Below are 26,908 nucleotides of genomic sequence, written 5' to 3' on the forward strand. Positions count from 1 at the left end.
ATTTGTAGTAGCACTTATAACGAGAAAGAAGGAATAAAATATGTCTATTAATTGGCAAGAAGAAGTAAATTCAAGAAAAGATGAACTTATGGAAGATTTATATTCACTAATCCGTATTAACAGTGTGAAAGACTTAGAAAATAAAACAGACGATATGCCTGTTGGACCTGGTCCTGCTAAAGCCTTACACAAATTCTTAGAAATTGGTGAAAGAGATGGCTTTATCACTAAAAATATAGAAAACGTAGCTGGCCACATCGAATACGGTGAAGGTGATGAAACTCTTGGCGTTTTAGCTCACGTTGACGTAGTTCCGACTGGTGATGGTTGGGATACAGATCCTTTTGAACCAGTTATTAAAGATGGAAAATTATATGCTCGTGGCTCAAGCGACGACAAAGGTCCTGCTGTCGCTGCTTATTATGCCCTTAAAATTATTAAAGATTTAGGCTTACCAGTATCTAAAAAAGTTAGATACATTATTGGTACTGATGAAGAAAGCGGCTGGTATTGTATGGACCGTTATCAAGCAAATGAAAAAATGCCTGATTTTGGTTTTTCACCAGACGCTCAATTCCCTATTATTAATGGAGAAAAAGGAATTGCTACTTTCCTTCTAACATTCCCTAACCTTGATACAAAAGGTGATGTTGAATTGAAAGCATTCCAATCAGGTTTAGCTTCAAACATGGTACCAGGAAACGCTTCTGCTACAATTGTTTCAAGTGAAGTAGATACATTTAAGCAAGCTTTTGAAGCTTATATTACTAAAAATAATTTAGGTGGTTCAGCAGCTGTTAATGGAAACGAGCTTGAACTGACATTAGTTGGTAAAGCTTGTCACGCACAAAATCCTTCTTTAGGGGTAAATGCTGGAACTCATCTTGCTAACTTCTTAAAAGATTTATCTCTTGATGCTTCAGGTATGAAATATGTTTCTACAATCGCTGAATTCTTCCATTTAGATCCTTCTGGAAAATTAACAGGTATTGATCATACTGATGCTGTTATGGGTGAACTTACTTCAAGTCCTAATATTTTTGTTTATGAAGCTGAAGGACAAAAAACACTAGCTCTTAACGTACGCTTCCCTAAAGGAACAGACGCTGATACTATTATCAAACAATTAACTGGAAAATTAGATAACGTAGAAGTTGTAGCGGAACCTGGTGTTAAAGGAACTCACTATGTACCTGCAACAGATCCACTTGTAGTAGCTCTTCTAGGTGCTTATGAAGATAACACAGGTGAAAAAGGCGCTGAAAAAACTATCGGAGGCGGAACTTACGGTCGTCTATTTGAACGTGGTTGTGCGTTTGGTGCTATGTTCCCAGGTAGAGAAGATACAATGCATCAAGCAAATGAATATATGTATGTAGAAGATATCTTCAAATCAGCAGCTATTTATGCTGACGCTATCTATCGTTTAATTAAATAATCTCAACACTTACTAAAGTAGAAGTCCCTTTCTGCTTCTACTTTAGTCTATTTTTTTAAGAGTGGTAATCTTTTTAAGGTGTTTCAAAAAAGGTATGATAAAAATAGATTGGGGTAAAATACATGAAAAAATTATCAAAAGACGCTTACGGTGGCATTAAGGGACAAGACTATAAGCCTTATGTTGCTGACGGAAAAAATCGTAAAAACGGTGGCGGTTTAATTATTTTATTTGGTATCTTGCTTTCTGTTATCTTTGCTGCATCAACTGCCTATTCAGGGATGAAAGTTGGACTGACGGTTGCTGCTGGTATCCCAGGTTCAATTATTGGTTCTGGTTTAGTCTCAATGTTTGTTAAATCTAAAAATATTTTAAGTAAAAATATTTTATCTGGTATGTCTTCAGGTGGGGAATCAATTGCTAGTGGAATGATTTTCGTCTTACCTGCTATTATTTTAATTGGTGGTAAAATTAATTTCCTTGAAGGTGTTTTAGTTGGAATTACAGGTGTTCTCTTCAGTTTAGGAGCGACTAGTTTGGTCCAAAATTATTTACTTGTTGAAGAACATGGTAATTTAGTCTATCCAGAAGCTATGGCAATTGCAGAATCGCTTGTCGCTTCTGATGCTGGTGGAGATTCTTTAAAAAATATGGGAATCGGATTTGGAATAAGTGGTGTTTTAACTGCTCTTACTTCTTCTGTTTTTGGTCTTGTTAACAATACTATTAGTTATGTTAGTGAAGGATTCTATAAATCTAAAATGGAAATAGAAGCTAACCCTATGTTATCAGGTATTGGATTCATCGTTGGGTTCCAAGTAGCCATGACAATGTTTGCAGGATCACTTTTGACTAACTTCGTCCTAATTCCATTAATCGGTTACTTTACTACCCTAGCAGACTCATCTGCGGCCGTTTGGGATGTTTCCAATCTTTTAGTTAAAGAAATGACTGTTAATAATATTGCCAGCTCATACGCAAAATATATTGGTGCAGGAATGATGATTAGTGGTGGTTTAATTGGTGCTATTAAATTAATTCCTACTATTTTCAACTCTATTTCTCAAACACTAAAAGCTAAATCTTCAACTCAAGGTGGAAACGATGCTTCTGGTATGATGGTCCTTCTTGCTGGAACTGTAATGACTTTTATTATGGGATTCATTATCTCTAAAGACATTGTTATTACACTTGTCGGCTCATTAGTATCACTTATTTTAAGTTTGCTTTTCGCAATTGTTTCTGGCCGTTTAACAGGTACTATTGGTACATCTAATTTACCTGTTTCAGGAATGACTATTGCTTCTCTTGTCATCATGACACTTGTTTTCGTGATGATGGGTTGGAAATCAGAGCAACATAATATTATTTTACTTTTATTTGCAACATTCGTGGTTATTGTTATTGCCGTTGCTGGTAGCTACATGCAAGCTCAAAAGGCAACATTTGTCATGGGTGGTAGTAGTACTGAAATGATGAAATACTTCCTAATTTCTGGCGTTGTTGGGGTTATAACAGTTGTTGGGGTTATCTCTTTATTAGCTCCACAAATTGCAATCACTGGTGAAGATGCTCCATTTGCTGTACCTCAAGCTAATTTAATGGCTACCTTAACAAGTGGTATCATGCAAGGTAAATTACCTTGGTTAATGATTATCGTTGGGGTTGCTTTAGGAATTGTATTCTTCCTTCTGGATTTATCTGTTATGAGTATTGCTGTTGGGGCTTACCTACCAATCGCAACAACTTCAATTATTCTAATTGGAGCTCTTGTTAGAGTATTCGTTGAAAGAACTAGTAAAGAAGAAAAAGTGAAAGAAGAACGCTTAACAAACGGAATCAGTTTATCATCAGGCTTAATTGCCGGTGGTTCAATTATTGGTTTAGTTGGTATCATTCTTCAAATTACTGGCGTAGTCACACCAGGCAATCCAACTGGCATTTTCAGTGGCAACTCTGGAGGATATATCCTGTTGATTGGATTACTCATAGCTAGTTTAATTCCTATTATGAAGGTTAAAGGCTCAGGAGGAGATGTTGGTAATGAAAGTAAAAAAGAGTGATGCTTTAGATGAAACTTTTTTACAACAAATTTATCAAATCAATCCACAAGTAATTTTTACGATTAAAGATGGGCAAGTTATTATTGAAAAAAAACAAAATCATTGGACTCAACGATTATTTAGAAAGTTATATGTTAAAATACCTGAAACGTCATACATTACCTTAGACCCTTATGGTAGCTTCATTTTTCAAGCCATAGATGGTAAAAAAGATATTGAAGAGTTAGGCAAACTACTTTCTAGTAAATTTGAAGAAGCTGATACCTATCTTTATGATCGTTTAACCCTTTATCTTCATTATTTAGAAATTGAAGAGAAATGGATATACTCTGTTAACTAAAAAATCAAATTCAACGTTAAAGAGATTGTGACTAATTAATCACAGTCTCTTTTTTATTTTATATAGGTCGTTTTGTTTGCGACTTGTTTTCTTTTTTTGTAAACTTTACTCAAGCTTATTTTACTAAGGGGAAGACAAAATGAAAAAAATAAATTTTGAACCTGTTGATTGGAACTATCAAGAAAAAGAGGCTTGGACTTGTCCATCTCATCAATTTCAATCACCTATTAATATTGTTAACGATCATGCTAAACCAATGAAAGAAGACGGTAGTCTCATTTTACGTTACCGAAAAAAAATTGATGCTATAGTCAATACAGGCTATTGTGTTCAGGGTTACTTAAAAGGGGTTGCCTCTATTAATAATCGTCTTTTTAATTTTCAACAATTTCATTTTCATGCCAAAGGAGAGCACACTATCGATGAAAAAGAATTTCCTTTGGAACTACACTTAGTACATCAATCTGAAAATGGAAAAATGGCTGTTATTGCTGTTTTATTTGAAATCGGAGAAGAAAATAATAGTATTGATTTTATTTTAGATCATCTTAATGAATCTGAATTTGATAATCGCTTTAATTTACTTTCATTGGTTCCTAAAAATCTAAATTACTATCATTACCTTGGATCTTTAACTACACCTCCTTTAACAGAAAATGTTGAATGGTATGTTTTAATGGAGCCAATGACTTTATCAAAGAAACAATTAAATCGATTAACTGAAATTCATAACCATAATTACCGTGAGACACAAGAAATAAATGATCGCCAAGTTTTAAAAAAAATATTTCATGCCTAATTACAAAAAATAAGACAGATAGGAAAAAAGATTTTACATCTTTTTTCCTATCTGTCTTTTTTTGTCTAAGCTTTTATTTTTTTAAAATTTAACTTTTTCAGTTTTTCACCTACAAAATACACCAGAACAATCTTTATGATAGCTGTTGGAATAAACGGTAAGACACAAGCTGTAAATGCAACCATTAAAGTACTTGATGTCATTAAAGAAAAATAAAACATTCCAACTAAATAATTAAGAATAGCTCCAATTACTAACCAACTAATCACAGATATTTTAGATTCTTTTTCAGAAGCAATACCTGAGCAGTAAGCCATCAAAGGAAATGATAAAATAAATCCTCCGGTAGGTCCTAAAATAATACTTAGTCCGCCGGTAAAACCAGCAAATACCGGTAAACCTATCAAACCTAAAATCATATAAATAATTGAGACATAAGTGCCTTCTTTTTTTCCTAGTAAAAAGGCAACTAAAGGTATAATGAATGTCTGCATGGTCATTGGAACTCCGTAAGGCATTGGTATACTAATTTGTGACATAATAATAGTTAAAGCTGTAAATAAGCCAATTCGACTTATTTGAGCGGTTGATAATCGAAACATAAAAACTCCCCTTTCTTTTTTCATTATAAAAAAAGAAAGGATTATCGTCAACCTTTTTTTATAAAAAGGTGACAATTAATTAAGCATGATTCTTATTTCTCCTGAGTTAAATGTCTTTGTCTCTCCTTCTTTTGTTTCAATGACTAATTGTCCAGCTTTATCAATATCTTTTATAAGCACCTCGTAAGTTTTAGAGCCTTGTTGAATAATTACTTGTTTATTCAAAACAATCGATCTACTTTTATATTCTTGCATCATTAAATCAACTGATAACTCCTCACTTGGTTTCACTACTTCTTCATAAATCTTAGCTACCAAAAGATTTCGACTTATATTAGTATCACTTGAGTTAAAAATTGATCCAGCCTTTTCCCTAACCTCTTTAGAGAATGTTGTTTCTGACGTTGACAAGTTAATCCCTATTCCTAAAACAATCCATTCGATTTGGCCACTTTCAAAATCCGTTACTGCTTCAGTTAAGATACCGCAAACTTTTTTATTTTCGTAGAATAAATCATTTACCCATTTGATGCCAATTTGTTTGCCTGTTAACGTCTCTATTACTCTTGAAACAATCACTGCAGCATAAGCCGTAACAAGAGTTGGATCATTAAAAAATAACTCTTTTGGTTTAAGAACAGCACTCATATAAATACCTGTATCTTCTGGAGACTCAAATTGTCTGCCATATCTTCCCTTACCCTTTGTCTGTTCGTTTGCAACTACAAGAGTTCCATGTGTAGCTCCTTCAAGTGCTAACTCTTTAGCTTTTTTATTGGTTGAATCGATGGTCGAAAAATAATGAATTGGGGCATCTTTGAAATTAGTTCGTAAATTTTCTCTAATCCCTATTTCAGACAATTGATTATTCTCTTTTAAAAGAGAATATCCTTTATTAGTCACTGCATCTATTTTAAAGCCTTCTTTTTCTAATTGCTTAATGGCTTTCCAAACTGCATTTCTAGAAACATCTAATTCTTTGGCCATCTTAGCGCCTGAGATATGCTGTCCCCTATTAGCTTCTAAAAAAGTTAATACTTTATCTTTCGTACTCACTTAATTTTCTCTCCTAACTTCTGATTTCATTTTTCTCATTATATCATGGAGAAAATAAAAAAGACGAGATTTCTTTTGAAATCATCGTCTTTATCACATCATTTAGCATAGTTTACTTCAAATCGTTTTGAAAAATAAGAAAGTGAATAACAAATAATAAAATACAATAATGCCATAATTAGGAACATAGGTAATACCGTATTTGGGTACTCAGCATATATTATTTTTGTATTATGCGTTAATTCTGGTAATGAAATAATTACTGCTAATGAGGTATCTCTGATAAGTGATACAAACTGACTCACTAATGGTGGAACCATTAATTTTAATCCTTGAGGTAAAACAATATAGTAAATAGTCTGAATTTTAGTTAACCCCGTAGAAATACCCGCTTCTAATTGTCCTTTTGGAACAGCTAATAACCCACCTCTAATAATTTCAGATAGCATAGCTGATTCAAAAATAGTCAGTGCTATTACTGCTGACCAAAAAATACTAAACTGAATACCAATCTGTGGTAAAGCAAAATAAGTAAAGAATATAATTAAAAGCAACGGTAAATTTCTTATAATATCGATAATGATTCCAACACCTACAGAAATGACAGGTATTTTTAAATACCGAATAACACCAAAAATGCCTCCAATAACAAAACTTAAAATAATTGAAACGATAGCTACTTCTAATGTTACCCATAGACCATCCAAAATAAAACGTAAATTACTCCATGTTAATGCTTGTTCTAAAGCCATAAAATAAACCTCCCTTCTCTACGATACCGCTAGTCTAGTTTCTAAATATTTCATTAGATAAGATAATGGTAGCGTCAAAACTAAATAAATTAAACCGATTAATGTATAAGTACCAATCGTATTAAAAGTTGTACTAGCAATTAAATCTCCCTGATACATTAAGTCTGCTCCTGTAACCATTGCTAATATAGAAGAGTTTTTAACCAAATTAATAAATTGATTTCCTAATGGTGGAATAACAATTTTAAAAGCCTGAGGTAAAATGATGTACCACATCACTTGAACATGAGTTAAGCCAGATGAAATGCCTGCTTCCATTTGACCTTTAGGTATTCCTTCGATTCCTGCTCTAACAGTATCTGCAATAAATGCTGATGTATAGAGAGTTAAACCAACTGTTCCAGCAGTAATACCATCCATTTTTATACCATATAATGGTAATACAACAAATAAAAACATCACTACAATTAGTAATGGCAAGTTTCTAAATAGATTAACATAACCATTACCTATTCTTTTAACCCATTTATTTCTTGATACTTGAAAAATTGCCATTAGAGTTCCAATAATTAGGCTAAATATTAATGCTGTAATACTTGCTATTAGTGTTACTTTTAAACCTGATAAAATATCACTTTGATACATTTGCCAAATGTTAACCATATTTTACCTCCATTCTACTTAGGTTCTTCATTAAACCATTTTTTATAAATTTTTGTATATGTACCATTTTCTTTAATCTTAACAATAGCTTCATTAATTGTTTCTCTAAATTTATCTTGACCTTTATTAATCGCAATTCCGTAAGGTTCATCTGTAAACTTCTCACCCGTTAAAACATAGTTAGGATTTTCACTAGACATTCCTAATAAAATACTATTATCAGTCGTAAAAGCATCTCCTTGCCCTGATTGAAGAGCAGTGAAAGCTTCTGCATAATTTTCCAGTTCTAATACTTTAGCTTCTGGAGCATGCTTTCTAATATTTTCAGTTGAGGTAGATCCTTTAACAGCTAAAACTGTTTTGTTTTTATTTAAATCAGAGATGTCCTTAATATCACTGCCTTTTTTAACAAGCAATGATTGACCTGCATCAAAATAAACATCTGAAAAATCAACCTGTTTTTTTCTTTCTTCACTGATTGTCATAGTCGCAATAATTGCATCAATATTCCCATTTTTGAGCAAAGGAATTCTTGTTTTTGATGTCACTTCCACAAATTCAGCTTGAGCGTCTTCACCTAAGATCTCTTTGGTCAAAGCACTTGCGATATCAATATCAAAACCTTCAACTTTTCTTTTTTCAATATTGATTGAACCAAATAACTTTGTATCATACTTAACACCCCAAGTTATTTGATTACTCTCTGTTGCTTTTTCAAGTATTTCCTGATTTGCTACTGTTTTACTTTGACAACCAGCTAGCATTACCATTAAAAAAGTAAACAAAAAAAGAAAAGGTATTTTATTTAATTTTTCTTTCATCCTTACCACTCCTAATGATTAATAATTTTACTTAAGAATTGTTTAGCTCTTTCATCTTTTGGATGATCAAAAAAGCTTTCTGACTCTCTATCTTCTAAGATTTGCCCATCTGCCATAAAAATAACTCGATCTGCTACTTCACGAGCAAATCCCATTTCATGAGTGACTACAATCATTGTCATACCAGAGTCTTTAGCTAGAGATTTCATAACATCTAGTACTTCCCCAACCATTTCAGGGTCTAGTGCTGAAGTTGGCTCATCAAACAGCATCACATCTGGTTCCATCGCTAAACTTCTTGCAATAGCAATACGCTGTTGTTGACCACCTGATAATTGTGTTGGATATTCATCTTTTTTATGTAACATGCCAACTTTTTCTAATAATTTTTCAGCTTTTTTAGTAGCTGTTTCCTTATCTTCTTTTAACACCTTAATAGGAGCAATCGTCACATTTTCTAAAACCGTCATATTTGGATATAAATTAAAATGCTGAAAAACCATTCCTAAATTTTTTCGCACTTCATTTAAGTTTGTTTTTTTGTCGTGAATATCAACACCATCCACTAATAACTCTCCCGTAGTGATTTCTTCTAGCGCATTAATACAACGAAGCATTGTGCTCTTTCCTGATCCAGATGGACCTATCGCTACAACGACTTCCCCTCTCTCAATTGTTAAATTGATATCTTTTAAAGCATGGAATGAACCATAGTATTTTTCCACATGTTTAAATGAAATCATTTATACTCACCCCTTAACATTAAATAATGATAAAATAATTAGAAAGTTAATTTTTTTATCATAATAAGAATATATTATAACTTTTTTTAAAACAATTTGTAAAGTATCATGAAATTTGTTTGTGATTTTTTCATCAAATACTCATCTAAATTCTATAAAAAAAGCCTTGAATAATTATATTCAAGGCATTTCTATCGATTATTGTTTTTGACTGCTCTGTCTTTCAGACACAAACTCATGATTATAAAATTTACTATTTTTGGCTAATTCATCATTAACTTTTTCTAATGAATCTCTTTCAATTAATGTTTTTTCACCAGAAGATAAATCTGTTCCTAGTCCTAAACGATTTCCTTCTATTTTAACACCCATACCTGATAAAATTGTCGGATACATATCAAAAGGTGCAAATTTTCGATTAGTTGTTTGAATTGATTTTTCATCAAAATCACCATTCAAGATTAGGTTAGTTGTTGTACGATGATAACTCGGATCAAAATCTTTAAAGAATTTTTTATCCATACTTAAATGATCTCCAGTTAAAACAATCGTAGTATTATCATAAAATGGTTGTTCCTGAATCCATTTAACAAAATCTGTTACTTGTTTTTGAGAATGGAAAATAACATTAGCATACTGCTCATCAAATGGTCTTGGTGTATCCTTTTCAATATAGCCATCTGGAAAATGAGTATCCGCATTTTCCATCGTAAAGTTAAATGGTTTCCCTTCATTAGCTAATCGAGTAATTTCTTCTTGAGCATACGCGTATAATTTCTTGTCTTCAAATCCCCACCAGACATTGTAATCATTAGGTATTTTACCAATTTTTCTGGCATGCTTAACATCATAAATATTGAAATCATGATGATTATTAAAGAATGACGTTAAACCACCAAAATCTGCATCTGCCCCAAACATGATTGTTTGGTTATAACCTTCTTTATAAAGGATATCACCAATTCCTACAGCTCCTGGTAAAAAATAGCCTGATTTTCCATAAGAATTACCATTCATAGGTATTTTAAGTGGTAAGCCAGTACTCATATTCACCATCGAAGCTACTGACCAACTTGATCCATATGTTTGATAGGCCCCACCACGTTTTTCTGATTCAGAGAATGAAACACCTTCAGCATACAATTTTTCATAATCCGGCATTAAATTCTTCTTCATATACCCGCCTGATTTTTTATCAAAATAGGTATTTTCATACGACTCTAAATAAATATGAATTAAATTTCGTTTTTGTTTTGGAAACTCTAATTTTGTTGTTTTAGGCGAACGATAATTATCCTTGATGTAGCTTGAATCATCAAAGTATGCATGATAAACCTTTACAAGTTGTAATTCTTTCACGCTATAATTAAGTCCAAATAAAAGTAAACCTAGAGAAAAAATCCATCCAAATCGTTTTACTAAACGATCAGAGAATACTTTTTCTCCGTGCCATTGTATTTCAAATTTTGCCATCATTAAAAGAGAAAATCCAACTAAGATAGCTACAAGTAGTAATACAGGTCCATTTACCGCTTGTTCTGTGACACCTGAAGCAGTACCTGTAACAGGTGAATTAAAATTAAATAAAAACTGTTCTGGAGTTAGTTTACCGAAAAAATCAATAAACCAAATAGTTCCAATCAATAAAAAACTACCTAAAAAAACAAAGATTCCAGAAACAATTGAACACACAATAGCTCCTTTTTTTTCTTTTTTTTCATTGGTTTTAAATGTAATATCTTTTAAAATAACACCTTTAATAAAAAGGATTATGAAGCCAAGCACCATAGTAAATAAAAAATATTTCAAAACAAATAATGTTTTATAATTCTCTATACTTAACACGTACTCTTTTTTTAAAATATACCTCATTATAAATAAAGACAATGTATTGACTCCAATAGTATAAACAATACCGGTTTTTATTTTCTTTTTGATGTCTGTTTTTTTAAACAACAAACTATCGATAAAAAATAGTAAACCCCCAACAATTAAAAATAATAATAATCTCATTTCTTTCCCCCTTTTTCATATAATCATAGAATAAGCAATTTTCACCTAATAAACAACTTATTTTTTCCTTAGAAAACAAAATAAAAAGACCAAATTTAATTTTGGTCTTTTTTTGTAACTGAGCTTATTGTAATAATTCTATCTGCAACTCTTTCGAACATTTAAATTCTTTAATTTCATGTTGAGTTCTACTCATTTTTTTTAAGTCGACTTTAAATAATTGATTCGTTTCATAATAATTAATAACGTAAGAACAATCATTAAGAGCCATATAACTAATGAATTGAGTATAATCATCTTTTCCATTTTCTTTCTTCTTTATTCCTTTAGGGATAAAAACAGATGATAATAGCCGAGTTATTACGTTAATACTTTCTTCAAATCCACCAACTTTTTCAATATGTTCACTTATAAAAGCAGTGCGAATAAATCTTGAAATAGATGTATAATCACCTGGCAAGCCAAGTGCACCACTACCTGCACCGTTTCCTTTGGCTAAAAAATGATGATAAGAGGACTCTTTCAATGTTGTATTAGATAGTTGATTATATTGATTCAAATTAGTTAAATGCCAAGAAAAATCAGGACTATTTGTCATAACTTTGACAGGATTATCATAGATTATTAGACCAGCTTTTGTCGGTTCAATAACAATCGTTTCTCCTTTTTGATCTGATACTATCCAATGAAGTGGTAAAACATTACCAATCACAGAACATTCTTCAGCTTTAATAGTTTGACTTGCTATTCCTTTTTTTACCTCCGCTACCGTTTTAAAAGAACTAAGGAGCCAAGCTACTACATCATGCGGAGCTAAAAAATGTTCAGCTTCATCATCTAAAGCAGTATAATTTGCATCATCTGAAAAATAGAGAGAGGCTACACCTAACCCTTCCTCATTCACTCCATCTGCAAATAAATAATCTTCTATGTGTCTACCAGATCCAACAAAACTATACTGAACATCAAAGTTCTTTGAATCGTTATCAACATAAAATGTATAATCTTTTGGAATAAAAATAGGAGAGCCTCCAAGAGGGAATGAAAAATCCATCGTTCTTGCTAAAAAGAAGTTATTTTCTTTATTTTCGTAAACAATACTCGTACACATAAAAATCATCCTTTCTCTTTTTCAAGAGCCTTAATACCTTCACTTTAAATCTTTTTTAATAAAAATGTCAACTAAAACCAAAGTTATTTTAAATATACCTTTTGCTTTTTTTAGTTTTGTGTGATATATTTAAAAAAATGAAAGAGAGGGATTTGTATATTGAATATCTAAGCCAATTTTTTAAGCAAATTGTATGTAACTCCGTTTTTTTAACGGGATTAGTCCGCAATTTGACAGAATTGGTAAGATGACAATAAATACTCCTTCTAGCATGTTTATGTAGAATACTGTCGATTTCTTAACAATCCGTTCTGTCAAAAGGACTGATTGTTTTTTGTTTTTTAAAGAAAGGATGATGACATTATGTCTACAATCGAAATTAAAAATCTATCATTTAGTTATGATGACGCTGGATTAACATTATTTGATCAAGTTAATTTAAATATTGATACCAATTGGAAACTTGGATTAATTGGACGAAACGGCCGAGGGAAAACAACATTCTTCAATATTCTTCAAAATGAATTACCTTTTTCTGGCTCTATTAATCACCAAATGTCTTTTTCTTATTTTCCTCAATCAATCTTGGATAAAGAAAAAATGACATATGAAATAATAGATGATTTAAACTCTGGAGAAATTTGGGAAGTTGAACGAGAGTTAACGCTTCTTGGAACAGATACAGATATTTTATGGCGACCTTTTTCAAGTTTATCAGGAGGAGAACAAACCAAAATTTTACTAGCCGTTTTATTCTCTAAAAAAGACTTATTCCCTTTGATTGACGAACCAACTAATCACTTAGATGCTTCTGGAAGAAAACAAGTTGCTAGCTACCTAAAATCAAAAAAAACAGGATTTATTGTTATTAGTCACGATCGTTTATTTATCGATGAAATTTGTGATCACATTTTAGCCATTGATAAAAATCAAATAACCATTTCTCAAGGTAATTATTCCAGTTATCATTTTCAAAAACAACGCCAAGATGAATCAGAAAAAGATAAAAATGAAAAACTAAAAAAAGAAGTTGATCGATTAAAACAAACTGCTGTAAAAAAAGCTGACTGGGCTCATTCTAGAGAAGGCGATAAATACGGTAGTGCTAATGTTAAAAATAGTGGTGCTATTGGAGATACTGGATTTATCGGTGCCAGAGCTGCCCGTACAATGAAAAAATCAAAAAATCTACTCCACCGAATGGATAAAGAGATTGAAGAAAAAGAAAAACTGCTAAAAAACATTGAATACATTGATCCTTTAAAAATGAACTATCAAGCTTCTCACCAAAAAAATCTATTAATAGCAGAAGATTTTTCCTTAAGCTATGACGGAATTGATTTATTCAAACCAATCAGTTTTGATATCAAACAAGGTGAAAGAGTCGCTATTGTTGGTCCTAACGGTGTCGGAAAGACTTCATTTATTAAAGCATTACTTGGTAACTTTAATGGTGAAATGTCAGGAACATTGAATCACCCTAATCAAAATGAATGGAGTTTAGTTAAACAAAATTACGAAGTTAATGAAGGCTATTTGAAAGACTTTTGCGTGACTCATTCATTAGATTACCAAACTTTTTTAAGTAACTTAAAAAAATTAGGTTTAGAAAGAGAATTATTTAACAATAAAATTGAACAAATGAGTATGGGACAAAGAAAAAAAGTTGAAATTGCCAAATCTTTAACCATGGAAGCCTCATTTTATTTATGGGATGAGCCTTTAAATTACCTAGATATCTTTAATTATGAACAACTAGAAGAAATTATCCTTCTAACAAAACCGACTATGCTTTTTATTGAACATGACAAAGCTTTTATTGATACTGTTTCCACAAAAATAATTGAACTAGAGAGAATTTAAAAAGAACTCAATCGACGTCTAACAAGCATCGATTGAGTTCTTCTACTTTATAATGAAAAAAGATAAACTTTAGAGTATGGTGTATAGCTATAAATTTCAGAAATCTTCGTTGCTGGCCAAGTTGCATGGAAGAAACGATTATGACTACTGTAATCTCCCCAGAAAATACCAATATGTGGATCTGGTCCTGGTTTACTAAAGTCAGCTTCTAAATAAATAATATCACCTTTTTTAGCTTTTCCACTAGAGAGTAATTGCCCAATTGTTCCAAACGTTTCATAATCAGTGTTTTTTGTTAATGCGTCACGCCAATTATAAGCATTTGCTGCACCACCCCAAGCATTAGCAACTTGTGTGATTTTATTTAGATTAGCTCCTCCATCTTGATATGCATAAGCAACAAACCCAGTACAATTCATACCTGGTCCATAACCATTTGATCTACCTCTTGGACTCATAGAGTAAGCCGCGTCATAACTTAAACCTCTAAACGGTGTTCCAACATAAAATCCATCATGTTCATGGCGTTTCAAGTTATTCAGTACACGATCTGGTGTTGTCCCCATATAATCTGACACAGTTGTTTTAAAACGAACAGCACTTGAATTTAAATAACCATGCCACTTGCCACTATTATCATATAATGAAAAATAAGTATCCCCATTAAAGTGATTGTAATAACCACCTACACGATATTTTTTATTGAGCATTGAGTTAGTACTACCTTTTTTCTGCCAATTAAAGTTTTGCCAAGTTGTATAACCACTCTTAGCAATAGTACCTTGTTTATTCATTCCAAACCAAATACCTTGTTTACCTGGAGCAACTTTTGCTCCTGTAGCATTCAAGTAACCTTGCCAAGTACCTTTATTGTCATACAATGAATAATAGGTATCACCATTCATATGTTTATAGAACCCTTTAACTTGGTAAGTTTTATTTTGCAAGGCACTACTTGATTTTTTCTTTTTCCAATTAAAATTTTGCCATACTGAATAATTTCCTTTAGTTACCGTCACAAAATCTTTCGAAGGAATATACGCACCTTGTCTGCCACTACCTTCTTTTACCCCTTTTTTATTGATATAGCCATACCATTTATTATTATTATCATAAAGGGAATAATAAGTAGATCCATTTAAATGTTCATAACGACCTGTTACTTTAAAAGTTCGGTTAACAAGACTTGTTCCATTATGACGTACTTGCCAATTGAAATTTGAATATGTCGAGTAATTTTTATTAGAAATAGTGACATACTTAGATGTTTTTATCCACGGACCCTGTCTACCACTTGTTTTTGTAACAGCATTTTTATTAACGTAACCTTTCCAATTTCCATTACCATCATATAACGAATAGTAAATAGAGCCATTAAAATGATTATAATAACCCTTTACATGTAACGTTTGGTTAAATAAGTTAGTTGTATTATTTTTTTCAGTCCATCCAAAATTTTGCCAAATCGAATAATTTTTCTTTGTCACTGAAACATATTCATCCATTTTTCGCCATAAGCCTTGTTTGCCTGCAGCGATGGATACATTTTTCTCTTCCACATAACCTAACCATTTATTATCTTTGTTATAGATAGAGAAGTATTTATTGCCGTTTAAATGAGAGTAAACACCTTTTGCATGGAGTGTTTCATCTTTTGCTGGTCTACCTTCCTTTATTTTCCAATCAAAATTTTGATAAATTTGAATATTGTTATCATTTAAAGAAACAAACTGATCATTTTTTTGCCAAATTCCCTGAGCACCTTCAGCTTCTTTAAGCGCTTCTTTAAGAACATAACCTATTTTTTTATCATCTTTATCAAATAATAAATAATAAATTTTTCCTTTTTTAGTTGTAGCTATTTCTTTAACTGAAAAAGTTCGATTAAATAAAGACTCTGTTGTTCCAATTGTTTCTTTATTAATCTCTTTCCAAATATGCTCTTCTTTATTAATAACTGTGATGAATTTATTTTCAACTGCTTCAAAACTAATTTCATCCTCATCAGGTTGTTCTCCACTAGAATCAGTTGTCTCTGTTGTTGATGTATCTGTAGTTGATGAAGAGGTACTTTCTTCTAATGAACTACTTGATGTTTCTGAAATGCTTTCTGATTCAGAGTTAGATGTACTCGACGTTTCAGTAGTTGATTCACTTGTCATGCTACTCTGAACAATTTCACTGCCTTTGTGTGTGTCTATTGTTTTTTGAACCGTTTCCGCAGATACTAAACTTGGAAACATAAGCAATAAAAAGGCTGATAGTTTAACAACATTCTTTTTCATTTCTTTTCCTCCAGTAAAAATACTAATATAACTTAATTTTGTTATATCTATTCATTTACTATTTTAACATATGATAATCGCTAACTAAAGGTAATAAAAAAAGGTAACGACGGCTAAAACTAGACAAGCAAATCAAAAAAAGTACCAGAAAAAAGCAATTCTAACTTTTATCTGATACTTAAAAACTATTTTATTTAGTTAACTACTTATTGCGATAAGAAAGAGCTAATTTAACACTTTCATCAGCTAGTACATTTTGCGGGTCAATCACACAAGGATTTTTATAACCTTCGATATCTTCCATTAAAGAAAGTTCTGTACATCCCAGTATAACGACTTCACAATTTAATTCATCAAACATTTTAGATAATATTTGATTATACAACTCAACATCTAAAACGTTTTGTTGTTTAATTTTATCAAAAATCAATGTGCTAACCATTTGTTGAATTTCTAATGTTGGATGAATTAAGTTGAATCCTTCATTTAAAATGAATGGGTCGTATATTTGATTTTTGATAGTTCCTTCTGTCCCGATAATTCCAACCCTTGTACCTTTTGGAAATGATTTAGCTGCCGCTTTGGCTGCTAAACGTGGCATATGAAGAATTGGTATCTCAGTCGCTGCTTCTAATTCATTAAAGAAATAATGTGCTGTATTACAAGTTAAAACAAAAAACTTAGGATTCAAAGCACCTTGAGTTTTAATAATGTTTAAAAGATAAGGAAGTGGATTGATACTCTCATCTTTACTCATTAAATAAGTGCTTCTATCTGGTATTGTTGAATAATTAACTAACACATAATTTAAATAGTCTTGGTCATTTTTAGCAGGTGTTTTCTGGTTAATTTGTTTAATATATAGCTCTGTTGCCATAGTTCCCATGCCACCAATGATGGTAAAAAAATTATCCATATAACTTACCTCCCGACACGATCACCATATTGTTTAAACGCTTTTCGGTAATAACGGAACATGCGTTGGAGTAATAAATAGCGTTTAAAACTTTTATCCCCTTCATAATAAAACGTATAACCATAACGTTTTTCAGCAATCATTCGTTTTGCCTTTTCTTTATATGGTGATTCTGGTGTGTATTTATTGAAGACATCAACCGGAACATTTAACCATAGTTTACCTTCTTCATCAGAGATGTCTGCAACAAACATCTCTTTATCTTTTAAATCGTCATAAACATAATCTCTGACAACCCATTCTGCTAAATTAATACCGTTTAGAGAAACAAAGAAACTACTTCTTCCTTGTCTTAGGTTAATCTCGAAAAATTTATATTTTTTATCTTTGATATCATACTTCAAATCAAAGTTAGCAAATCCTGTGTAATTAATATCTTCCAAGAAGTACTTAACTTGATTAAAGATTTCTTCATTATAATCAGGAATAATGGCTAGGTAATTACCGATACCTAATGGAGTTGGGTCTGCTAAAACAGCATTACCAAGACACATCATTTTTACTTTATGATTTTTATCCACGTATACATTTAGAACTCGCATTGGACTTTCATCCCCTTGAACGAACTCTTGTAAAATCATATTATCTTCGTAGCCATCTTTATAAATACCATGAATAATACGGTTAAAATCTGTTTGATTATCAATAATATAAACTTTCTCTTTAATAGGAGACTCAAAATCATTCCAAGTCACACTATTAGCAGATTTTAAAGCAACTGGGTAATCGTAAAGTTGTAGTTCTTCCTTATTTTCTACCATTTCTTTTGTAAGAACTTTGGTTTTTGGATAAGGTAAATCATATTTCTCACAAATTGCATAGAAGCTTTCCTTATTCTCTAATTCTTTTTCTAATTGTTTGTCAATATATGGACAAATAAAAGTTTTAGATAGTTCTTCACGATGTCTAGATATTAATTCTGTATACCAATCTCCCATTCCCATTAAGATAACAGGAACATCTGAATCAGCATATTCTTCAGATACTTTTCGCATTTTTTCAATAAAAGTTGGGTCCGTATCAAAGTTAGAAACATACTCGATATCTAGAATACTAGAATATTTAGTGGGAGCAATTTGAGCACTTGCTATTACTCTAACGGGTTTGTTTGTTAACTCATAAAAAGACCGCGCCATTCCATATAGATTTAAGTCTCCACCTAGTAATACTGGAATAAAGTCCTTTTTAATTGTCGTCACGTCAATCTATCCCCTTCTATAATTAGTTTTCTATAAAGAATACTTGATACCACGCAATGAAGGTATAAATTGTAAATATCTTTTGCATATTTGCAATTCCTTGTTTTTGTTCTTCAAGCAATCTATTTAAATAGTCTACATTGAAGAATTTCTTAGCAATATCAGAGTTAAACGCTTCTTTGATTAATGCTTGGTATTTATCTTCTTTTAACCATGTTGCTAGTGGTGATGGGAAACCTAATTTTTCTCTGTTAACAATTCTTTCTGGTAATTGACTCTCAGAGGCTTGACGCCAAGCTACTTTAGTTACACCATCTTTTACACGAGTGTTTGTTGGCATTTTTTGAGCAATTGCAGCTACTTCTTTATCCACTAAAGGTGTACGAACTTCTAATGAATTCGCCATGCTCATACGGTCTGCTTTATGTAAAATATCATAAGCTAACCAAGCGTGGATATCGAAATGTTGCATTTGTGTAATAGAATCTTTATCTTTTGCTTCAGCAAAAATATTTTTAACAAATCCAGAAGAAGGTTTATTGTATTTAGGATCTTTTAATAATTCTTCTCTTTCCAATTCATTAAAGACATAATTTACTCGGTAATATCTTTCACTTATATCTTGTGCCCCACGAACTAAGAATCGTCTTCCGTGGAAATGTGGCATACGTTTTGCTGTTTGAGCAAAAAGTTTTCTCATTGGTAAAGTAGTAAATTTTTCATATTTTTCAAAAGTATTTGCTTCTAGGTAAGTATTATAACCTCCAAAGAATTCATCAGCACCTTCACCTGATAAAGCAACTTTAACATGCTTGCTTGTTTCTTTTGACAAGAAATAAAGTTGTAAAGCAGATGGATTAGATAATGGTTCATCCATATGGTACATTGCTTTAGGAATAATATTGAAAAAGTCTTCATCATTAATCATGATTGGCACATTTTTTTGATTGATCTCTTCAGCAAATTGTTCTGCCCAAGGAAGCTCACTAATTTTTTCATCATCAAATCCTAGAGAGAATGATGTAATATCACGATCTCTTGACGCTTCATTTAAAATGTAGCTAGAATCAATCCCACTTGATAAGAAACTACCAACTTCAACATCAGCGATCATGTGTTTTTTCACTGATTCTTGAACTGTTTCAACAATTTGTTTTTTAGCTGTTTCCATATCAACAGTTTTATCTTCCTTGAATTCAAAATGATAATATTCTTGAACTGATAATTTATTATTTTTAAATCTGAAGAAGTGACCTGGGTTTAATTTGTAAACATTTTTAAACATTGTTTCATCACTTGGAATGTACTCAAAACTCAAATGAACAGGTAATAACTCTTCATTTAATTCTTTAATAAATCCTGGGTGATCTAAAAAGCTTTTAATTTCTGATCCCCACATGAAATTTTCTTGATCTTTATAGTAGTATAATGGTTTGATTCCAAAATGGTCTCTTGCTCCAAATACTTCTTGATTTTTTTTGTCATAAATAACAAAAGCATACATACCACGGATTCGGTCTAGTAAACCTTCTCCCCAAGCATCGTAGCCATGAATTAATACTTCTGAATCCACATCTGTTTTAAAGTTGTAACCCAGTCCGATTAATTCTTCTCTTAATTCTAAATAATTATAAATTTCACCATTAAATGTCAATACTTTCGTATCATCTTGATTACTCATTGGTTGAGCACCATGATCTAAGTCAATAATTGATAATCGTCTAAATCCCATTGAAATTGTCTCATCTTGGTAAAAACCTTCATCATCTGGTCCTCTATGGACAATTCTATCTGTCATTTTCTTTAGGGTTTCTGACGCTGTTGTTGGGTGATTAATATATCCTACAAATCCACACATTTTATAATCCTCCATCTATCTAGTTATTTAAAAAAGCTATAACAAGCTATTTAAACATGTAACGTATCAATTTACAAGTATACTGGAAAAAGACAATAAATTAAAGACTTTGACTCATTCTTTTCTTAATTATTAACATTTTTTTATAACTTTTTTTCTTTTTTCAGGGGAAATTTAATTCTCACTTCTACTTGTTGATTCTCTAAAACATTAAATGAAATGGCACCACCATGCCTTTTAGTAATCTGTTTAGCAATAGTTAAGCCCAGTCCATGCCCGTTTTCATTTTGAACATTCCCCCGATTAAAAGCTTCAAATAAATGGTTTAATTCTGATTGATTCAATCTCTGATTTGTTTTATTTGAAATAATTAGCTGTATCTCATCCAAGCTTTTGTCTACTACAATAAAAATAGTTTGGTCCTTCTCACTGTATTTCGATGCATTATCTATTAATATCTTGATTAACTGTAGGAGTCTTTGGTAATCACCAATAAAGACATCTCTTTCTGATAAGTTACTCGAAAAATTAACCACTTGTTTTTTTTGAATCAAGATAGGACGATAAGATCTGATTCCATCTTCAACGACATAGTTTAAATTAACCTCTTCTGCTACTATAGAAAATTCTGTTGATTGTAATCTACTTAATTCCAATAGATCATTAACAAGTAAGTTCAATTGTTCGATTTCAACCATTAAATGAGAAAGATACTCTTTTCTTTCGAATTCATTTAAAAAATCATCATTCAATGTCTCTAAAGAATTTTTTATGACCATAACAGGAGTTCTTAATTCGTGAGAGATTTGAGATAAGAACAATTTTTGACTTCTTTCTTTATTATCTTGTTCTTTTTGAGCATTCAACAACCGATTTTTTAGAACAATCAATTTGCTTCCGAGTTCTGCTAATTCATCTTTTGTTTTGATATCAAGGCTTGACTGATAATTTTGTTTAATTAATTCATCTGTAAATTCTCCCATTTCATGAATCGGTTTAACAAAACGTTTAGCCATACCAATTGAAATAAGAACGGTAATTAAAAGAGCAATTAATAGGCTCCAAATCAACAATCGATAATCTGCTAAAGATTGAGTAAAGCTTCCTTTTTTAGTCGAAAGAACAATAACACTACCATACACATTTCCCTCTTTATTTTTCAATGGAACACCGTAACCAATTCTATTATTGTCCTTAAGTGTGCCTTTTTCAAAAAAAACAGGCTCTTTTACTCCTTGAACTTTATCTAAAATAAATCGTCCTTCTTCATCTAGCTCTTTTGGTTCTTCTTGATTCATATGATTACTACTATACAAAGGATTCCCAAAATCATCCACGATAAAAATATCATCATTTGATAAGCGACTAATTAATTCAAGATAGGATTGAGTACTAGATTGTCGATCCATTCGATGTCTCATTCGACTATGCCTGCTTGTTGATTCTTCTGCTCTTTCCTCATTTTCAATTTGACTTTCTTCTATGTTTTTGGCAATCGTATCTCCTTGCTCTTGGAGTTGATTTAAGTGAATTTCACTTTCTTGTTTATTCAGTAGGGTAAAAAATATTGTTAACATAACACCAGCAAATAAAACTAAAATAATCGTATAGTTTCGAATTAATCGTGTCACAATTTTTCGTTTAGTCATTATTTAGATACCTCAAGTAAATAACCTTTTCCCCAAACTGTTTTTATTTGCCAGTTAACAGTAGTTTCATGTTTTAATTTCTCTCTAAGTCGTTTGATATGACTATCCACTGTTCTAAAATCACCAAAATAATCCATTCCCCAGACACTATCTAAAAGATGGTCTCTTGTAAAAATTTGATTTGGATGCTCAATCAAATGATGCAGTAACTCAAATTCTTTTTTAGTTAGATGAACTGATTCTTCAAATAATTTCACTTCATAGGTTTCTGGGTTCACAGTTAGTCCCGAAAGAATATTTTTTTGATTTCCTTTTGGTTCAATTCTTCTCATAATAGCACGAATTCTAGCTGCTATTTCTTGATGAGAAAATGGTTTAACGATATAATCATCTGCTCCTACATCTAAACCAAGTATCTTATCATGATCCTCACTTTTAGCTGTAATCATAATAATTGGTACCATCGACTGTTTTCTTATTTCTTGGCAAACTTCAAACCCATCTATTCCTGGAAGCATGATATCTAGTAGGACTAAATCAATTACTTCCTCAGAAAATAGTTTTAGTCCCTCTTCTCCACTTTCTGCTTCAAAAACTTTATATCCTTCATTTGTTAAAAAGCGACCTAGCATTTGTCTTAACGACTGATTGTCTTCAATAATTAGTATTTTCATCGTTTTTCTCCCGCTATTTTTTTACTATGACATAATTCTGCCACATTTGTCTTATATACTTACTATATCAAATATATATAGGAGGTTTAAGATGAAAAAGAAAATTATTATAACAAGTATTTTAGGTTTAATAGGTATTTTTCTAGTAGCTGGTACAATGACTCTAGCAAGCACTACCAATCAGAATCGTTCAGAGACTACTGTGGCACCTAAAGAAAATAAACCAGTTAGGAATGAAGAAAATAGCTATTGTCAACGAGAAGGGCATCAAATGAATGGCGACTCTTATCGTTGTGACGGACCTAAAAAAGGGTATCATAATGAAAATTGTGATTACTATGATGAATTAAAAGAAGAGGACAGCTCTAAAGAAGAAAATTTTAGTCGTAGAAGAGGAGGTTGTCACGACGATAATGGTAGTGGTCGTGGAAGACATCGCAACTCTGGGCGTCATATGAGAATGAATAATTATTAATTAAATAAGACTAACATCTTTGTGCGCCTTACAAAAATGTTAGTCATTTTTTCTGTACATCAGACAGCCTCTTTTATAAGATAGTACTAAAGGAGGAGTATCCAATGGCTTCATATGCTATTCCATTGTCCACAGCATTTTTCACTTTTTTTGTCATTGCTTTTTTAGGTACTATGCCTTGGACTATTTATCAATATCGAAAATATGGTTATTTTAACTTTTGGCGTAATGTTATTATTTTTAGTTTTATTTATTATTGTTTGACAGCCTTTTTCTTAGTTAGTTTGCCATTACCTAAAAACAGAAATAACGATTTAGAATTTAAAGATCATGTTTTTACGCAATTAAAACCCTTCAATATGATTCATAATTTCCAACAAGTTCCTGGATTTGTTCCTAATAATATTCGAACCTATCCTACTTTATTTAAATCCTTCACCTTTTTAGAGGTAGCTTTCAATATAGCTTTATTATTTCCTCTAGGAGTCTATCTCAGATTTTTCTTGAAGAAAGTAAACAAATGGTATCTCGCTCTTTTAATTATTTTTTCTGTTACTTTATTCTTTGAAGTCTCTCAACTAACAGCTTTATTCGGTTATTATGCGTACCCGTATCGTTTATTTGATGTAGATGATTTATTAATGAATACATTAGGTGGAATGATTGGTTTTTTCTTTGCTCCTATACTACTTATGTTGATCCCTAGTCGAGATCAGATTCATCAAAAAGATAAGCATTACGACCAACATCAATTAGCTTCTTACGGAGCACAGTTAATCGAAATATTTGTTAGTATGGCTATTGCCAGATTTTTAGGAAGCCTATTTGCTACGATTGTTTTTCATGGTAATTACTTATTTTGGTGCAATACCGCTTTTATTTTTCTAATGATTGTTATTTTTCCAATCATAACAGATGGTAAAACGATTGGTGGTAAAATCGTAAAAATTAAATTTGATGTTACTTCACTAAAGGATTTCTATAAGTTAGTTTATCGCTTTTTAATGATTTATTTTCCTTCGTTATTAAGCCAAGCTACTTTAGTTATGAACAGTAAACAATCAGACAATGTCTATACGGTTTCTGCTCAATTAATTCTTTTTTTAGCTACTCTATTTACCTGGGGTTTATTTTGGTTAATGATTCTTAGAGATTGGGTTCAAAAAAGAGAAGAACCTTTCTTCAATCGATTTATTTCCGTTAAAATGAAACGTTATACAAAATAAAAAATAGGTAGAAAAACTAATTTAAGTTTTTCTACCTATTTTTAAACTATTTTTCTATAACTTCTTCAAATGCCGCAGCGTTAGCGTTTAAATAACCCATCCACTCATCTTTATTATTATACAACGAAAGATAAGTTGAACCATTAAAGTGTTCATAGCGTCCCTTAGCTACAAAAGTTTTATTAAGAAGATTTCTTGTATTATGTTTCTCCGTTTTAAAACTAAAGTTAGACCAAACGCTATAATTTTTTTTAGTTATTTTGACTGTTCTACCATCTGATATGTATGCTCCTTGTCTACCATTACCAAACTTCAGAAGACTAGATTCAGCATAACCATGCCATTTACCATTTGAATCATATAATGAGTAATAAGTTTTGCCATTCATGTGTTGGTAACGACCACGTGTATTAAACGTTTTTTCATAAACCTCGTTAGTTGACTTACGCTCTTTCCAATTAAAATCATTAAATAAAATTTCATCTTTTTGATTAATTGTAGCGTATCTACCGTCTGATATATACGCTCCTTGAGCGCCGTCTCCCACTTTAGTTGCATTTATGTTGATATACCCATGCCAACTATCTTTTTCATCATATAAAGAAAGATAAGTTGAACCATTTAAATGTTCGTAACGCCCTTTAGCTACAAAAGATTTCTCATGAACCTCACTTGAATTTTCTCTTACTTTCCAAGAGAAATTTTGCCAAGTATTATAATTTTTCTTTGTAACCGTAACATGTCGTCCGTCTGATATATAAACACCACTTCTATTTGGAATAGTCTTAGCTCCGCCATCATTCAAGTAACCTATCCACGTACCATTTCCATCATAAAGTGAGTAGTAAGTACTTCCGTTAAAATGTTCATAACGTCCTTTAGCTTGATACGTTTTTTGGTAAACGTCTTTTGTCATCCCTTTTTTACTACTAAAGTTTAAATTCGACCAAATCGTATAGTTATCTTTACTAATAGAAACATAACGGCCATCTGATATGTATCTACCTTGTGGTCCATTTAAAACAGTAGTTGCATCAGCATTCAAATAGCCATACCAAGTGCCTTCGTTATCATATAAAGAAAAGTATGTAGAACCATTTAAATGTTGATAACGACCTCTCGCTTGGAATATTTTACCGTAAATTTCATCTGTTTTTCCTCTGAAGTCCCAGTCAAAGCTTGACCATCTACTATAGTTCTTTTTAGTAATTTCAACGTATCTACCATCTGAAATATAATTTCCTTGTGGTGGTAACGGCTTACTAATAGCTTGTTCTGAATAACTACCATAGTAATCACTTGAAATATCAAAGACTCCGTGAACACCTGGGAAAGTCATTTTTGACGACCATTGCCATGCACCATATTGCGTATGTTGTTGCTGACTTGTTGGTGTAAAAGGATAAGCTGCTACCCAAACTTTTTCATTTCCTAATTGTGCAGTGTTAATACGGTTTTCTCTAATCCAATGTAATCCTAAATAATGATTCACTCGGCTAAAACCTTGTCTGTTTAACTCATTTTCAAATGCTTTGGCATTTTCAGTATGTCCATTTTTATATTTAATTTTGTTGTCTTCTAAATCATTAATCATAAGAGTTGATTTTGGCAAACCTAACTCGTTAGCCATTTTAGCAAAGTACTGTGCCTCTGCTTTAGCTTGAGCAGTCGTTTCAAACCAACTATAGTGATAAGCAGAAACAATTAAACCTGCTGCTTTTGCATTAGCAATTTGATTTTTGGCATAAGGATTTCGATAACTAGTCGCTTCTGTTAGTTTAACCGCAACTCCTTTTACGCCATATGAACGAATAATATTAAATTCTTCAACTGAAATATCATAATTGTGAGAAGAAATATCGATAAAGTCCGCTCTAGGTTTGTTCTTATCAGTAATAGATAAATTATCATCTTTTGCCTTTGCTCGTGGAGCTGCGAAAGCTCTAAAACTTGGTTCTAAATCTGAGCGATTAGTAGGATAATAAAACTCATCCTCTTCTTCATCTAAAACTGCTTCATCTGATTCACTTACTTCTTCTGAATCAATGGAAACTTCTGTAGCTTTTTCTTCAACTTCCGGTACTACAGGTTGATTTTTTTCTTCTAAATCAGTAGTACCATTTAAATCTTTCTCAACTGCATCTCCAACGATTGTTGAGCTAGTTTCTTTAACTTCACTTGCCTGAGTTGACTCCGCTAAAACAGTAGTCGAAACAGATAGACTCCCTAACACAAGAGTCGCTAATAAAAAATGCGATCCTTTTTTTCTAAACACTTAATCATCCGCCAATATTATTGTCTA

At 31.7% G+C, this 26,908-nt stretch carries 22 protein-coding genes; 7 read left to right on the top strand and 15 right to left on the bottom strand.

Translation table 11 applies throughout. The features are described 5' to 3' along the window. Positions 1-40: 40 nt before the first annotated feature. The 4 genes from pepV to H9L18_RS10790 all read left to right on the top strand — a co-directional run bounded on the left by pepV (position 41) and on the right by H9L18_RS10790 (position 4,640). A complete protein-coding gene (gene pepV / locus H9L18_RS10775; RefSeq protein WP_126792400.1) occupies positions 41-1,438 on the top strand; it encodes a dipeptidase PepV in 1,398 nt (465 codons plus the stop codon). Positions 1,439-1,560: 122 nt separating this feature from the next. Beyond that, positions 1,561-3,501 carry an OPT family oligopeptide transporter gene (locus H9L18_RS10780; protein ID WP_126792398.1) on the top strand — a complete coding sequence of 647 codons (1,941 nt, stop codon included), beginning with the start codon at positions 1,561-1,563 and terminating at the stop codon, positions 3,499-3,501. Continuing rightward, positions 3,482-3,841 carry a PqqD family protein gene (locus tag H9L18_RS10785; protein WP_185847427.1) on the top strand — a complete coding sequence of 120 codons (360 nt, stop codon included), beginning with the start codon at positions 3,482-3,484 and terminating at the stop codon, positions 3,839-3,841. Before H9L18_RS10780 ends, H9L18_RS10785 begins: the two co-directional genes overlap by 20 nt. 139 nt (positions 3,842-3,980) lie before the next feature. Beyond that, complete coding sequence (locus H9L18_RS10790) at positions 3,981-4,640, top strand: carbonic anhydrase family protein (protein WP_126792394.1); 660 nt, start codon at positions 3,981-3,983, stop codon at positions 4,638-4,640. A 65-nt stretch (positions 4,641-4,705) separates the two neighbouring features. On the opposite strand, the gene H9L18_RS10795 is transcribed toward H9L18_RS10790, so the two are convergent. The 8 genes from H9L18_RS10795 to H9L18_RS10830 form a co-directional block, all read right to left on the bottom strand. Further along, positions 4,706-5,242 (bottom strand): biotin transporter BioY, encoded by a 537-nt coding sequence (locus H9L18_RS10795; protein WP_126792392.1) that lies wholly within the window; start codon positions 5,240-5,242, stop codon positions 4,706-4,708. Positions 5,243-5,317: 75 nt separating this feature from the next. Continuing rightward, on the bottom strand, positions 5,318-6,298 hold the full coding sequence (locus H9L18_RS10800; protein ID WP_126792390.1) for a biotin--[acetyl-CoA-carboxylase] ligase: 981 nt from the start codon (positions 6,296-6,298) through the stop codon (positions 5,318-5,320). A gap of 98 nt (positions 6,299-6,396) precedes the next feature. Continuing rightward, positions 6,397-7,050: an amino acid ABC transporter permease gene (locus tag H9L18_RS10805; RefSeq protein ID WP_126792388.1), complete on the bottom strand. Its 654-nt coding sequence runs from the start codon at positions 7,048-7,050 to the stop codon at positions 6,397-6,399. 18 nt (positions 7,051-7,068) lie between these two features. After that, positions 7,069-7,713, bottom strand: a complete 645-nt coding sequence (locus tag H9L18_RS10810) for an amino acid ABC transporter permease (RefSeq protein ID WP_126792386.1) — start codon at positions 7,711-7,713, stop codon at positions 7,069-7,071. Positions 7,714-7,727: 14 nt separating this feature from the next. Next, complete coding sequence (locus H9L18_RS10815) at positions 7,728-8,534, bottom strand: transporter substrate-binding domain-containing protein (RefSeq protein ID WP_126792384.1); 807 nt, start codon at positions 8,532-8,534, stop codon at positions 7,728-7,730. Positions 8,535-8,545: 11 nt separating this feature from the next. Further along, positions 8,546-9,277, bottom strand: coding sequence for an amino acid ABC transporter ATP-binding protein (locus H9L18_RS10820; RefSeq protein WP_126792382.1), 732 nt, complete (start codon positions 9,275-9,277; stop codon positions 8,546-8,548). A gap of 198 nt (positions 9,278-9,475) precedes the next feature. Then, the gene (locus H9L18_RS10825) at positions 9,476-11,290 is read right to left on the bottom strand and encodes an LTA synthase family protein (protein ID WP_126792380.1); all 1,815 of its coding nucleotides are present in this window, start codon (positions 11,288-11,290) and stop codon (positions 9,476-9,478) included. Positions 11,291-11,414: 124 nt separating this feature from the next. Beyond that, positions 11,415-12,401: a choloylglycine hydrolase family protein gene (locus H9L18_RS10830; protein ID WP_185847426.1), complete on the bottom strand. Its 987-nt coding sequence runs from the start codon at positions 12,399-12,401 to the stop codon at positions 11,415-11,417. 363 nt (positions 12,402-12,764) lie between these two features. Here H9L18_RS10830 and abc-f point away from each other — a divergent pair, with 363 nt between their 5' ends. Beyond that, positions 12,765-14,264 (top strand): ribosomal protection-like ABC-F family protein, encoded by a 1,500-nt coding sequence (gene abc-f, locus H9L18_RS10835; protein ID WP_126792376.1) that lies wholly within the window; start codon positions 12,765-12,767, stop codon positions 14,262-14,264. 47 nt (positions 14,265-14,311) lie between these two features. Here the strand turns inward: abc-f and H9L18_RS10840 are convergent, their stop codons facing one another. The 6 genes from H9L18_RS10840 to H9L18_RS10865 all read right to left on the bottom strand — a co-directional run bounded on the left by H9L18_RS10840 (position 14,312) and on the right by H9L18_RS10865 (position 22,905). Beyond that, the gene (locus H9L18_RS10840) at positions 14,312-16,549 is read right to left on the bottom strand and encodes a hypothetical protein (RefSeq protein WP_126792374.1); all 2,238 of its coding nucleotides are present in this window, start codon (positions 16,547-16,549) and stop codon (positions 14,312-14,314) included. Positions 16,550-16,751: 202 nt separating this feature from the next. Continuing rightward, entirely contained in the window at positions 16,752-17,465 is a 714-nt protein-coding gene (locus H9L18_RS10845) for an amino acid racemase (protein WP_126792372.1), read from the bottom strand. Positions 17,466-17,470: 5 nt separating this feature from the next. Continuing rightward, on the bottom strand, positions 17,471-18,724 hold the full coding sequence (locus H9L18_RS10850) for a carboxylate--amine ligase (protein ID WP_126792370.1): 1,254 nt from the start codon (positions 18,722-18,724) through the stop codon (positions 17,471-17,473). Positions 18,725-18,746: 22 nt separating this feature from the next. Further along, positions 18,747-20,582: an asparagine synthase (glutamine-hydrolyzing) gene (gene asnB, locus H9L18_RS10855; protein ID WP_126792368.1), complete on the bottom strand. Its 1,836-nt coding sequence runs from the start codon at positions 20,580-20,582 to the stop codon at positions 18,747-18,749. A gap of 143 nt (positions 20,583-20,725) precedes the next feature. Continuing rightward, positions 20,726-22,231, bottom strand: coding sequence for a sensor histidine kinase (locus H9L18_RS10860; RefSeq protein WP_126792366.1), 1,506 nt, complete (start codon positions 22,229-22,231; stop codon positions 20,726-20,728). After that, positions 22,231-22,905 carry a response regulator transcription factor gene (locus H9L18_RS10865; RefSeq protein WP_126792364.1) on the bottom strand — a complete coding sequence of 225 codons (675 nt, stop codon included), beginning with the start codon at positions 22,903-22,905 and terminating at the stop codon, positions 22,231-22,233. Before H9L18_RS10865 ends, H9L18_RS10860 begins: the two co-directional genes overlap by 1 nt. A gap of 91 nt (positions 22,906-22,996) precedes the next feature. Between H9L18_RS10865 and H9L18_RS10870 the strand changes: the two genes are divergently transcribed. Further along, positions 22,997-23,380: a hypothetical protein gene (locus H9L18_RS10870; RefSeq protein ID WP_126792361.1), complete on the top strand. Its 384-nt coding sequence runs from the start codon at positions 22,997-22,999 to the stop codon at positions 23,378-23,380. A gap of 104 nt (positions 23,381-23,484) precedes the next feature. Continuing rightward, complete coding sequence (locus H9L18_RS10875; RefSeq protein ID WP_126792359.1) at positions 23,485-24,606, top strand: VanZ family protein; 1,122 nt, start codon at positions 23,485-23,487, stop codon at positions 24,604-24,606. A 46-nt stretch (positions 24,607-24,652) separates the two neighbouring features. Here H9L18_RS10875 and H9L18_RS10880 read toward each other — a convergent pair whose 3' ends face one another. Then, positions 24,653-26,881, bottom strand: coding sequence for a GH25 family lysozyme (locus H9L18_RS10880; protein WP_126792357.1), 2,229 nt, complete (start codon positions 26,879-26,881; stop codon positions 24,653-24,655). Positions 26,882-26,908 lie beyond the last annotated feature (27 nt).

Source organism: Vagococcus carniphilus, assembly GCF_014397115.1.
In the GTDB taxonomy this organism is placed as follows: Bacteria; Bacillota; Bacilli; order Lactobacillales; family Vagococcaceae; genus Vagococcus; species Vagococcus carniphilus.

Excerpts from the sequence above, each read along its gene's own strand:
- pepV (WP_126792400.1), top strand. The coding sequence starts at position 41 with ATGTCTATTAATTGGCAAGAAGAAGTAAATTCAAGAAAAGATGAACTT.
- H9L18_RS10780 (WP_126792398.1), top strand. The coding sequence starts at position 1,561 with ATGAAAAAATTATCAAAAGACGCTTACGGTGGCATTAAGGGACAAGAC.
- H9L18_RS10785 (WP_185847427.1), top strand. The coding sequence starts at position 3,482 with ATGAAAGTAAAAAAGAGTGATGCTTTAGATGAAACTTTTTTACAACAA.
- H9L18_RS10790 (WP_126792394.1), top strand. The coding sequence starts at position 3,981 with ATGAAAAAAATAAATTTTGAACCTGTTGATTGGAACTATCAAGAAAAA.
- H9L18_RS10795 (WP_126792392.1), bottom strand. The coding sequence starts at position 5,242 with ATGTTTCGATTATCAACCGCTCAAATAAGTCGAATTGGCTTATTTACA.
- H9L18_RS10805 (WP_126792388.1), bottom strand. The coding sequence starts at position 7,050 with ATGGCTTTAGAACAAGCATTAACATGGAGTAATTTACGTTTTATTTTG.
- H9L18_RS10810 (WP_126792386.1), bottom strand. The coding sequence starts at position 7,713 with ATGGTTAACATTTGGCAAATGTATCAAAGTGATATTTTATCAGGTTTA.
- H9L18_RS10815 (WP_126792384.1), bottom strand. The coding sequence starts at position 8,534 with ATGAAAGAAAAATTAAATAAAATACCTTTTCTTTTTTTGTTTACTTTT.
- H9L18_RS10820 (WP_126792382.1), bottom strand. The coding sequence starts at position 9,277 with ATGATTTCATTTAAACATGTGGAAAAATACTATGGTTCATTCCATGCT.
- H9L18_RS10825 (WP_126792380.1), bottom strand. The coding sequence starts at position 11,290 with ATGAGATTATTATTATTTTTAATTGTTGGGGGTTTACTATTTTTTATC.
- H9L18_RS10830 (WP_185847426.1), bottom strand. The coding sequence starts at position 12,401 with ATGTGTACGAGTATTGTTTACGAAAATAAAGAAAATAACTTCTTTTTA.
- abc-f (WP_126792376.1), top strand. The coding sequence starts at position 12,765 with ATGTCTACAATCGAAATTAAAAATCTATCATTTAGTTATGATGACGCT.
- H9L18_RS10840 (WP_126792374.1), bottom strand. The coding sequence starts at position 16,549 with ATGAAAAAGAATGTTGTTAAACTATCAGCCTTTTTATTGCTTATGTTT.
- H9L18_RS10845 (WP_126792372.1), bottom strand. The coding sequence starts at position 17,465 with ATGGATAATTTTTTTACCATCATTGGTGGCATGGGAACTATGGCAACA.
- asnB (WP_126792368.1), bottom strand. The coding sequence starts at position 20,582 with ATGTGTGGATTTGTAGGATATATTAATCACCCAACAACAGCGTCAGAA.
- H9L18_RS10860 (WP_126792366.1), bottom strand. The coding sequence starts at position 22,231 with ATGACTAAACGAAAAATTGTGACACGATTAATTCGAAACTATACGATT.
- H9L18_RS10865 (WP_126792364.1), bottom strand. The coding sequence starts at position 22,905 with ATGAAAATACTAATTATTGAAGACAATCAGTCGTTAAGACAAATGCTA.
- H9L18_RS10870 (WP_126792361.1), top strand. The coding sequence starts at position 22,997 with ATGAAAAAGAAAATTATTATAACAAGTATTTTAGGTTTAATAGGTATT.
- H9L18_RS10875 (WP_126792359.1), top strand. The coding sequence starts at position 23,485 with ATGGCTTCATATGCTATTCCATTGTCCACAGCATTTTTCACTTTTTTT.